This is a genomic window from Vibrio sp. D173a (assembly GCF_030248475.1).
Window position 1 is genome coordinate 1 of the sequence record NZ_JAHGAH010001327.1, and the last position, 771, is coordinate 771.

The window sequence follows — 771 nt, forward strand, 5'->3', positions numbered from 1 at the left end:
AAGGTTGGTGCCGTTAGAATTGGGCGGAGCGACCTGTACCCAGCGTTTACCACCGCCTAAATCGGTATCTTCAACTAACGTAAATTGAAGTTTCTGCGTATAGAACTCAATGGCGTCGTCATAGTTTTCGACAACAAGGGCGATGTTGCCGATTTGCTGTTGCACTGGTTTCATCATGGCGGCCTCTAAACTTAAAACACCGATTCTACATGACTCAACACCTTACGAAAGCTCACAATGACATTCATAGGAGAATGGTTGTGCTTAACCGAAAAACTAACTGGGATGATTAGGTTAGAATCCCATCGACGATAGCTTGTTGTAGCTTAGCTTCGACGCCTTCCCATATCTTCTCTCCACCAGCTGATATTCTTTGCTGGTTGAAATTGAGAACCTTCTCTTTGAGAACATGATGCTTCTTCCAACCGTAGCCATCATCATTGATGTTGTGGAGAAGCGGAGGGATACGATCGATGGCTTTGGCATATTTTGCATCAGCACTTTCACCAAGTTCGAATTCTTCCCACAGTGCCAAATATTCTTCACCTTGTCGGTTTGGCAGCATATCCAGCACTCGTTTAACCCCGTTCCACTCTTTATTCTTTTGCTCTGCGGTTTCTGATTCATAAACGATTTTGTCGCCGGCGTCGATCTCGCCCAGATCATGAATCAACAGCATTTTGATCACGCGATCGATGTTAATAACCTCGTCAGCGTAGTCTTTTAACATCAGAGCACTAATACACACATGCCAACTGTGTTCGCCAGAGT

The 771-nt window shown here is 44.9% G+C and carries 2 protein-coding genes; both read right to left on the minus strand.

Annotation, left to right across the window (positions count from 1 at the left end; genetic code table 11):
* On the minus strand, nt 1-177 hold a 177-nt coding region (locus KIV40_RS33135), incomplete at its 3' end, for a VOC family protein (protein WP_285353636.1).
* A gap of 112 nt (nt 178-289) precedes the next feature.
* On the minus strand, nt 290-771 hold a 482-nt coding region (locus tag KIV40_RS33140; protein ID WP_285353634.1), incomplete at its 5' end, for an HD domain-containing protein.